The organism is Monashia sp. HAY1-2A (genome assembly GCF_056755315.1).
The window spans coordinates 1-8,376 of record NZ_JBNDHY010000179.1; the positions used below are offsets into that span (position 1 = coordinate 1).

Below are 8,376 nucleotides of genomic sequence, written 5' to 3' on the forward strand. Positions count from 1 at the left end.
CCAACGCCTACGACGAGGCCGTCACGACGCCGTCGGAGGAGTCGGTCCGCCGGGCGCTCGCGATCCAGCTCATCATCAACCGCGAGTGGGGCCTGGCGATGAACGAGAACCCGCTCCAGGGCTCGTACGTCATCGACGAGCTGACCGACCTCGTGGAGGAGGCGGTGCTCAAGGAGTTCGACCGCATCACCGAGCGCGGTGGCGTCCTCGGGGCGATGGAGACCGGATACCAGCGCGGTCGCATCCAGGACGAGTCGATGCTCTACGAGCACCGCAAGCACGACGGCAGCCTGCCGATCATCGGCGTCAACACCTTCCGCAACCCGCACGAGGGCGAGGTGCCGCGCAAGGTGGTCCTCGCCCGCGGCACCGAGGAGGAGAAGCAGGGCCAGCTCGCGCGGGTCCGCGCGTTCCGGGCCGACCACGAGGAGGAGGCGCGCGTGGCCCTCGACGAGCTGCGCCGCGTCGCCATCGAGGGCGGCAACGTCTTCGACGTCCTGATGCGCGCGGCGCGGGTGTGCTCCCTGCAGCAGGTGACCGAGGCGTTCTTCGAGGTCGGCGGCCAGTACCGCCGCAACGTCTGACCCCAGCGGAGGCCAAGCCGTGACGCTCGTCGACGACCTCGGGGCGCCGGTGCCGCTCGCGGCTCCCGCCCGCCGCATCGTGTCGCTCGTCCCCTCGATCACCGAGGCCCTCGCGGCGACGCTCCCGCACGTGCTCGTCGGTGCCACCGACTGGTGCACGCACCCGGCGGGCCTTGCGGTGCAGCGGGTCCGGGGGACCAAGAACCCCGACCTGCGTGCCGTCTCGGCGCTGGGCCCCGACCTCGTCGTGGCCAACAAGGAGGAGAACCGGCAGCTGGACGTCCAGCGGATGCGCGAGGCCGGGCTCACGGTGTGGGTCACCGACGTCGAGACGGTCCCGGGCGCGCTCGACTCGCTCGAGCGGCTGTTCGCCGAAGGTCTCGGCGTCCCCGCACCCGGCTGGCTGCGCGCGGCTCGGGACGAGTGGTGCGGTCCCGTGCCCGAGCCGGCGCTCGAGGTGGCGGTGGCGGTCTGGCGGGACCCGTGGATGGCCGTCGGACGCGACACCTTCACCGGCGACGTCGTGGCCCGGCTCGGCTGGCACAACGTCCTGTCCGAGCACGAGGACCGGTACCCGCACGTGGACCTCGAGGACCTCGACCGCGAAGGCGTGGACGTCGTCCTGCTGCCGGACGAGCCGTACGTGTTCACGGACGCGGACGGCCCCGAGGCGTTCCGTCGCACCCGCACGGCACTCGTGAGCGGCCGGTTGCTCACGTGGTACGGCCCGTCCCTCGTCGGCGCCCGCCGCCCCCTCCTCGACGCGGTGGCCCGCGCCTCCTGAGCCAGGACGCCGAGACCGGTTCAGTCGTCGAGGACGACGACACCGGCCAGGAGCAGGCGGCGGGCCAGGTCCAGCCCCACCATGTCGGCCCGCAGCACGCCGTCGTCGAGGAGTGCGACGAGCGTTCCCACGTCGTGCCGGCCGACGCTGAGGTCAGGCAGCCGGCTGGTCAGGCGCGCTCCACCGTCCGGCTCGGCGTGCAGCCGGGCCCCGAGGTGCGGTCGCAGCCGCAGGGCCGACCCGCCGTGGAGCGACTCGGCGGCCGCGACCTGCGCGAGCGGCCCCAGCGGTGCCGCGCGCTGGGCCTGGCACGAGCGGCGCTGCAGGGCGGTGACGACCTCCCCGGCCGGGACGGCTCGGAGCGCGTCGACGAGCGCTTCGCGGGCCACCTCGACGTCGTCGGTGAGGGCTGCCGCGTCCGGTCCGCCCGGTGACGGCGGGAGGCTGGCCCGGACCCGCTCGGCGTCGCTCGCCCGCTCGAGCGCGAGGGTCAGCAGCTCGTCGGCGAGGTGCCGTCGCGTCCACACGTGGATGCCCAGGGTGAGGTGCGCGCTCACCCCACCGAGGGCGGTGGCCGAGTGGATCCACCCGCGCGGGAGGTAGAGCACGTCGCCGGGCCGCAGGGTGGTCTCGTGCAGCGGCTCGTGCCGGGCCGCCTCCTCGACGTCGGCGCGGTGGTCGGTCCAGGGGTCGTCGCGCAGGGGAGCGGGTCGCACGGGCGGGCGCAGCCGCCACCGCTTCTCGCCCGAGGTCTGGATGACGAACACGTCGTGCACGTCGTAGTGGTCGTCGAAGCCGCGGCTCTGGCGGGGGGTGACGTAGGCGTTGGCCTGTACCGGGTGCCCCAGGTCGTCGGCCAGCTGCTGGGAGAAGTCGATGACGGGCCCCCACGTGCGGTGCAGGCCCTGCAGGACGATGGTGGCCCCCGAGGCGAAGAGGCCGAGCAGCCTGTCGTCGCTGACCTGGTCGGCGATGCCTGCCCCGACGCCGCCTCCGGCGGTGAACTCGCGGTCACCGAGGGTGCGGCCCTTGCGCGCGACCCGGACGAACGGCGTACGCAGCCCACGCCGGGACACCAGCTCGTCGACGTCGCCGAGGCGGAGCAGGTCCGCCGCCCCGTCGGGAAGCTGCTCGGCGCGCGACACGAGGGGTCGCCGGGCCCAGTGCTCGCGGGCGAACGCAGCCCGGGAGAGGGGGACCAGGCAGGCGAGAGCCGAGTGCCCGCGCGACTGCAGGGGCACCCGGCTGGTGGTGTCGAGGGTCATCGCGACCCGGCCGCCTGCGGTGACGCGGTCACTCGGCGCTGCCGTCGGCCCCGCCGTCGCTCGTCCCGGTGTCGGCGCCACCGTCGGCCGGACCCTCGGCGCCGCCGTCGGCACCGCCGTCCTGCGTCCCGGTGTCGGCGCCGCCGTCAGCGGGACCCTCGGCGCCGCCGTCGGCACCGCCGTCCTGGCTGGTCACGTCGGCGCCACCGTCAGCGGGGCCCTCCGTGGTGGGGTCCTCGGACGAGAGTGGCATGTCGGTCATGGCGTCCTCCTCCACTGGTGCGGCGCCGGACGACGCCGTCACGAGCCACCTACCCGTTCCAGGGCCCGACCGCACGCGGCCGAACGCGGCCGAACGCGGCCGAACGCGGCCGAACGCGGGCCCGGCGCGTCAGGTCAGGTGTCAGGTCAGGTGGTCGAAGTCCCCACGCGTCCAGGCCGCGTGCCGGTCGGCCGAGACGCGCAGCACCTCCTTGGCGTGGGCGCCGACGACGGCGCCGAAGTTGTTGTACAGCCGGTCGAAGTGCAGGCCCTCGAGCTGAGCGGCGATGCGCTGGACCACGGCGCCGGACAAGGGGATCCGGTTCGGGTAGCTGCGCATGAAGCTGACCGTCCGCCCGTCCGGGTTGGGGAAGACGGCGTCACCGGCGAGCAGGACGCCGCGGCCGTCGTTGCCCGTGGACCACTCCACGACGGCCTGGCCGCGGAAGTGCCCACCGACGCGGTGCAGCGTCAGCCCGGGGGCCACGTCGCGGGTCTCGCCCCACAGCTCGAGGAGCGGGTCGCGGCGTCGGACCCACTCGGCGTCGCGCTCGTTGACGAGCACCGGCACGCCGCCGAGCCGCCTGGCCCACTCGGTCTGCACGCCGTACATGTGCGGGTGGCTCGCGGCGACCGCGAGCACCGGGCCGATGGCGCGGACCTGCTCCAGCGCCGCGTCGTCGACGTAGCCGACGCAGTCGAACAGGAGCACGCCCTCGGGGACCCGCACGACCATGGTCTGCTGCCCGATCCCCACCTCCGGCTCGGCACGCAGGCCCCAGAGGCCGGGCTCGACCTCGGCGACGCTGATGCGGGTGCCGGCCCGGCACAGCTGGTCCAGGGTCGTCCACCGCTGGCCGTCGGAGGGCACCCACTGGCGCTCGTCCTCGCAGATGGCGCACGTCTCGGGCGGTTCGGGCAGGTCGTCGGTCTCGACGGCGCATGTCGCACAGATCCAGGTCACCGGCCCAGCCTGCCCGTCGCTGCCGCGCCGCACCACCCGGTTTGCGGGAGGATGCACGGGTGATCCTGCACCTGCGCGCCGCCGTCGAGGAGCTGTACGCCGAGAGCCCCGCGCGGTTCACGGCACGCCGGTCCGAGCTGGCGGCGCAGGCCAAGGAGGCCGGTGACAAGGACCTCGCCGCAGCGGTCACCGCACTGCGCAAACCGACGGTCGCCGCATGGGCGGTCAACCACTTCGTCCGCACGTGCCGCGACGAGCTCGACGAGCTGCGTTCGTTCGCCGAGCTGCTCCGCGAGGCCCAGCGCACCCTCGACGCCGACCAGCTGCGCCTGCTGGGCCGCGAGCGGTCCCGGCGCGTCGACGCCGTCGCCGAACGCATCGAGCAGGAGGCCGCGGCGGCCGGCCAGCGGATGGGCGCGAGCGTGGCGGCCGAGGTGCGCGACACCCTCACCGCACTCATCGCCGACGAGGACGCCGAGGCCACGGTGCTCACCGGGGCCCTCGTCAAGGCGCTCAGCTACTCGGGCTTCGGCTCCGTCGACCTCGCGGACGCCGTGGCCCTCGACGACCTGTCGGCCGACGCCGCCGGGGCCGCCGGAGCCGCCGGGCGCCCGAGCCTGTCCGTCCTCGACGGCGGCGGCGGTGACGCCGTCGACCTCGAGGAGCGCCGTCGGGCCCGGCGCACCGCCGAACGCGAGCGTCTGTCGTCCGCGCTGGAGTCGGCTCGTGAGGCGCTGCGCTCCGCCGACCGGCACGTCGCCGTCCTGACGGCCCGTGAGGAGGAGGTCACCGAGGGCATCGCCGACCTCGAGCGCCGTCTCGCGACGGCACGCGAGCGGCTGGCCAAGGTCGGCGCGGAGCTCGCCGAGGCGACGGCCGAGCGGGACGCCCGCGAGACCGCCGAGGCCGCGGCCCGCCGGGCGCTCGAGGACCACGACGCCGCCGGCTGAGCCTCCCACGGGCCGGGTGGGCACCCCTCCCGTGGCCGCCCCGCCGATTTCGTATCCGCGCCTCGGACCGTGTAGTCTCACCGACGCACAGCAGGTCGAACTGGGCCCCGCGCCGCGGGTTCCGATCGTTCGGCCGTGCCCCAATAGCTCAGTCGGCAGAGCGTTTCCATGGTAAGGAAAAGGTCTAGGGTTCGATTCCCTATTGGGGCTCTGGTCGGTCGGTCCCCGGGCAGCCCGCGCGAGCGGGTCCGGTGCCGGCAGCCCATGGCGGGGTAGCTCAGCTGGTTAGAGCGCACGACTCATAATCGTGAGGTCGCGGGATCGAGCCCCGCTCCCGCTACCACGGAGCGCGACGGTCCACGGATTTCTCGATTCGCCGGGCCGTCACGTAACCTTGTACGTCGCGTCCTCGTGCCGAGGCGTGGGGTCACCCCCGGGCACGCGCGCGACACCCGTCGCAGGACGACCCGATACATCCCAGCACGTTCCCGAAAGAGCAGGTTGCCGTGGCCAGCAAGAGCAGCGACGTCCGTCCGAAGATCACGATGGCGTGTGTGGACTGCAAGGACCGCAACTACATCACGAAGAAGAACCGTCGGAACAACCCCGACCGTCTCTCCTTCAACAAGTTCTGCCCGAAGTGCGGCAAGCACACGGAGCACCGCGAGACCCGCTGACGCGGACTGCTCTTCACGCGTCACCACACGACCGCTCCCTCGGCCACCCGGCCGGGGGAGCGGTCGTCGTCCACCGGTCGATAGGCTGCCCGCATGCCGGTGAACGAAGACTTCCAGGGCCGGGTGTACCCGCCCACCGACACCTACCGCGTCAGTGCGGCCAAGATCCGCGAGTTCGCCGAGGCCGTCGGATCCACCGACCCGGTCCACGTCGACGTCGACGTCGCGCGGGCCCGCGGCTACGCCGACGTCATCGCGCCGCCGACCTTCGCGGTCCTCATCGCCCAGCAGTGCGACGCCCAGCTGATCCGCGACCCGGAGGCCGGCATCGACTTCTCCCGGGTCGTCCACGGCGAGCAGCGCTTCACCCACCACCGGCCGCTGACCGCCGGCGACGCCGTCGTCGGCACCCTGCACGTCGACACCGTCCGCGAGGCCGGTGGCCACGCCATGGTCACGACGCGCACCGAGCTGGCCACCGAGGACGGCGAGGCCGTGTGCACGGCCACGTCCACCATCGTCATCCGAGGAGGCGAGTGATGAGCAGCGACACCACCACCGGCGTGCGCGCCCTGGCCTCCGTGTCGGTCGGCGACGCCCTGCCGCCGCGCACGGTGCACGTCGACCGCCCTCGCCTCGTGCAGTACGCCGGCGCGTCCCTCGACCGCAACCGGATCCACTGGGACGAGCGGTTCGCCAAGGAGGTCGGGCTGCCCGACGTCATCGCTCACGGGATGTTCACCATGGGCTCGGCGGTCACCATCGTCACCGACTGGGTCGGCGACGCCGGCCGCGTCGTCGAGTACGGCGTCCGGTTCACCAAGCCCGTCGTCGTGCCCTACGACACCGGTGCCGACATCGACGTCTCGGGCGTCGTCAAGGCCGTCGACGCCGAGACGGGCCGCGTCACCGTCGAGCTGACCGCGACGTGCGGCGGCGAGAAGGTGCTCGGCCGCGCGCTCGCCGTCGCCCGCCTCGACTGAGCCTCGTGCGCGAGCAACACGGCGTCCCGCTCGCCGGGCTGACGACGATGCGGGTCGGCGGCCCTGCCGCGCGTCTCGTCACCGTGACGACCACCGACGAGCTCGTCGACGCCGTCCGCGAGGTCGACGACGCCGACGAGCCGCTGCTGCTGCTGTCGGGCGGCTCCAACCTCGTCGTGGCCGACGACGGCTTCGCCGGCACCGTCGTGCGCGTCGCGACCTCCGGCATCGCTCCGGAGTCGGCCGACTGGTGCGGCGGGGCCGTCGTGCGCGTGGCCGCTGGTGAGGACTGGGACGGCGTCGTCGACCGGTTCGTCGGTGAGGGCTGGGCGGGCGTCGAGGCGCTGAGCGGGATCCCCGGGCTCACGGGCGCGACCCCGGTCCAGAACGTCGGCGCCTACGGCCAGGACGTGTCGCAGACCGTCTACCAGGTGCGCGCGTGGGACCGGCGTGACCAGGTCGTGCGCACCTTCGCCAACGCCGACTGCGCCTTCACCTACCGGCACTCCCTCTTCAAGGGCACGAGCCGCTACGTCGTCCTCGACGTCGTCTTCCAGCTCGAGGTGGCCGACCTCTCGCGGCCCGTCGCCTACGCGGCGCTCGCCGAGGGCCTCGGCGTCGAGCTGGGCACCCGCGTGCCGCTCGCCGACGCCCGTGCCGCGGTCCTGGAGCAACGCCGCCGCCGCGGCATGGTCCTCGACGGCGACGACCCCGACACGTGGTCGTGCGGCTCGTTCTTCACCAACCCGGTCCTGAGCCGGCGCGAGTTCGACGACCTCGTCGAGCGCGTCGGTGAACGGCTCGGCTACGAGGGCCCGACGCCGCCGCGGTTCCCCGAGCCCGACGGGCGCGTCAAGACCAGCGCCGCCTGGCTCATCGACCAGGCCGGGTTCGGCAAGGGCTACGGGCTCCCCGGACCGGCGTCGTTGTCCACGAAGCACACGCTCGCGGTGACCAACCGCGGCGGGGCGAGGACCGCCGACGTGCTCGCGCTCGCGCGACGGGTGCGCGACGGCGTCCACGAGGCCTTCGGCGTGACGCTCGTCAACGAGCCGGTGCTCGTGGGTGAGCGTCTCTAGACCGCGCGCCACCCGGGGACGCGGGCGGCCCCGGCTCCCGGAGGAGTCCGGGGCCGCGGACGAGCCCAGCACCGCGTCAGCGGGTCAGCTGCACCCAGAACATCCGCGCCTTGATGGTCTTGTCGGTCGTGCTGACCTTGTACGGCGGACGGTTGTACTGGAGCCGCAGCGACGTCGACGTGCCGCGGTCGACCTTGAAGAACAGCCAGCCGCGCTCGGTCTGGCCGCGCTTCGCGGCGCCCAGGGGGATCGCGTGGTAGGCCTTGCCGAACTCGGCCGTCGCGGCCACGGTCTGAGGGGGGCTCGTGGCCACGAGCGAGATCATCGTCGGGCTGAGCGTCGCGGAGTACCGCGAGCCCGCGTCGAGCTGCACCTTGACCCCGACGATCTCGAAGGCCTCGGCCCCGACCGGCTGGTTGGCCGGGAACGGCAGGTTGCGCGAGATCTTGAGCGCGGTGATGGTGTGGCCGAGGTCGGGGTCCTTGATGACGGCCTTGAGGTCCTTGGTGGAGAAGGCCGGAGGGGTCGTCGGCGCTGCGCTCGTCGTCGAGGTCGTCGCCTCGGGCGTCGTCGTGGACGTGCTCGGGGCCGACGTGCCGGCGGGTGCGCCCTGGGTGGGCTCGGACGTTACGGGGGCCTCGCCGCTGCACGCGGCGAGGGCGAGGAGGGGAGCGGCCAGACCGACGACGGCGAGGCGTCGCAGCCGGGCACGCGGGGCGGTCTGTCTCTTATACACATCTCCGAGCCCACGAGACGCGTAGTAATCTGGGGGGGGGTTTTTTTGTTGTGGAGGGGGGGGGGGGGGGGGGGGGGGGGGGGGGGGGGGGGG

Annotated in this window: 10 protein-coding genes, 2 tRNA genes and 1 pseudogene; 9 read left to right on the forward strand and 4 right to left on the reverse strand. The window is 73.7% G+C overall.

Annotated features, from left to right (window positions below; genetic code table 11):
• On the forward strand, positions 1-584 hold a 584-nt coding region (locus tag ACPYOM_RS19265), incomplete at its 5' end, for a methylmalonyl-CoA mutase family protein (protein WP_481347192.1).
• Positions 585-603: 19 nt separating this feature from the next.
• Positions 604-1,368 (forward strand): helical backbone metal receptor, encoded by a 765-nt coding sequence (locus ACPYOM_RS19270; RefSeq protein WP_481347193.1) that lies wholly within the window; start codon positions 604-606, stop codon positions 1,366-1,368.
• Positions 1,369-1,388: 20 nt separating this feature from the next.
• Here ACPYOM_RS19270 and ACPYOM_RS19275 read toward each other — a convergent pair whose 3' ends face one another.
• From ACPYOM_RS19275 to ACPYOM_RS19285, 3 genes are all read right to left on the reverse strand, one after another.
• On the reverse strand, positions 1,389-2,633 hold the full coding sequence (locus tag ACPYOM_RS19275) for a cupin domain-containing protein (protein WP_481347194.1): 1,245 nt from the start codon (positions 2,631-2,633) through the stop codon (positions 1,389-1,391).
• 28 nt (positions 2,634-2,661) lie between these two features.
• Positions 2,662-2,895: a BatC protein gene (locus tag ACPYOM_RS19280; RefSeq protein ID WP_481341427.1), complete on the reverse strand. Its 234-nt coding sequence runs from the start codon at positions 2,893-2,895 to the stop codon at positions 2,662-2,664.
• 141 nt (positions 2,896-3,036) lie between these two features.
• Positions 3,037-3,858 carry an MBL fold metallo-hydrolase gene (locus ACPYOM_RS19285; RefSeq protein WP_481347195.1) on the reverse strand — a complete coding sequence of 274 codons (822 nt, stop codon included), beginning with the start codon at positions 3,856-3,858 and terminating at the stop codon, positions 3,037-3,039.
• A 59-nt stretch (positions 3,859-3,917) separates the two neighbouring features.
• Here ACPYOM_RS19285 and ACPYOM_RS19290 point away from each other — a divergent pair, with 59 nt between their 5' ends.
• The 7 genes from ACPYOM_RS19290 (at position 3,918) to ACPYOM_RS19320 (ending at position 7,547) form a co-directional block, all read left to right on the forward strand.
• Entirely contained in the window at positions 3,918-4,808 is an 891-nt protein-coding gene (locus tag ACPYOM_RS19290) for a hypothetical protein (protein WP_481347196.1), read from the forward strand.
• A gap of 137 nt (positions 4,809-4,945) precedes the next feature.
• Positions 4,946-5,018: transfer RNA gene (locus tag ACPYOM_RS19295), tRNA-Thr, on the forward strand.
• A gap of 56 nt (positions 5,019-5,074) precedes the next feature.
• Positions 5,075-5,151: transfer RNA gene (locus ACPYOM_RS19300), tRNA-Met, on the forward strand.
• 163 nt (positions 5,152-5,314) lie between these two features.
• Positions 5,315-5,485 (forward strand): 50S ribosomal protein L33, encoded by a 171-nt coding sequence (gene rpmG / locus ACPYOM_RS19305; protein WP_076262121.1) that lies wholly within the window; start codon positions 5,315-5,317, stop codon positions 5,483-5,485.
• A 93-nt stretch (positions 5,486-5,578) separates the two neighbouring features.
• Positions 5,579-6,025: an FAS1-like dehydratase domain-containing protein gene (locus tag ACPYOM_RS19310; protein WP_481341430.1), complete on the forward strand. Its 447-nt coding sequence runs from the start codon at positions 5,579-5,581 to the stop codon at positions 6,023-6,025.
• Positions 6,025-6,468, forward strand: a complete 444-nt coding sequence (locus tag ACPYOM_RS19315) for a MaoC/PaaZ C-terminal domain-containing protein (RefSeq protein ID WP_481347197.1) — start codon at positions 6,025-6,027, stop codon at positions 6,466-6,468. The genes ACPYOM_RS19310 and ACPYOM_RS19315 overlap by 1 nt, the downstream gene beginning before the upstream one ends.
• 5 nt (positions 6,469-6,473) lie before the next feature.
• Positions 6,474-7,547, forward strand: a complete 1,074-nt coding sequence (locus ACPYOM_RS19320) for a UDP-N-acetylmuramate dehydrogenase (protein WP_481341432.1) — start codon at positions 6,474-6,476, stop codon at positions 7,545-7,547.
• A gap of 76 nt (positions 7,548-7,623) precedes the next feature.
• Here ACPYOM_RS19320 and ACPYOM_RS19325 read toward each other — a convergent pair.
• A pseudogene (locus ACPYOM_RS19325) lies at positions 7,624-8,376 on the reverse strand (hypothetical protein); the annotation flags it as partial.

Bases quoted from the DNA above. Each gene is read 5' to 3' on its own strand.
- ACPYOM_RS19280 (WP_481341427.1), bottom strand. From the start codon at position 2,895: ATGACCGACATGCCACTCTCGTCCGAGGACCCCACCACGGAGGGCCCC.
- ACPYOM_RS19315 (WP_481347197.1), top strand. From the start codon at position 6,025: ATGAGCAGCGACACCACCACCGGCGTGCGCGCCCTGGCCTCCGTGTCG.
- ACPYOM_RS19275 (WP_481347194.1), bottom strand. From the start codon at position 2,633: ATGACCCTCGACACCACCAGCCGGGTGCCCCTGCAGTCGCGCGGGCAC.
- ACPYOM_RS19310 (WP_481341430.1), top strand. From the start codon at position 5,579: ATGCCGGTGAACGAAGACTTCCAGGGCCGGGTGTACCCGCCCACCGAC.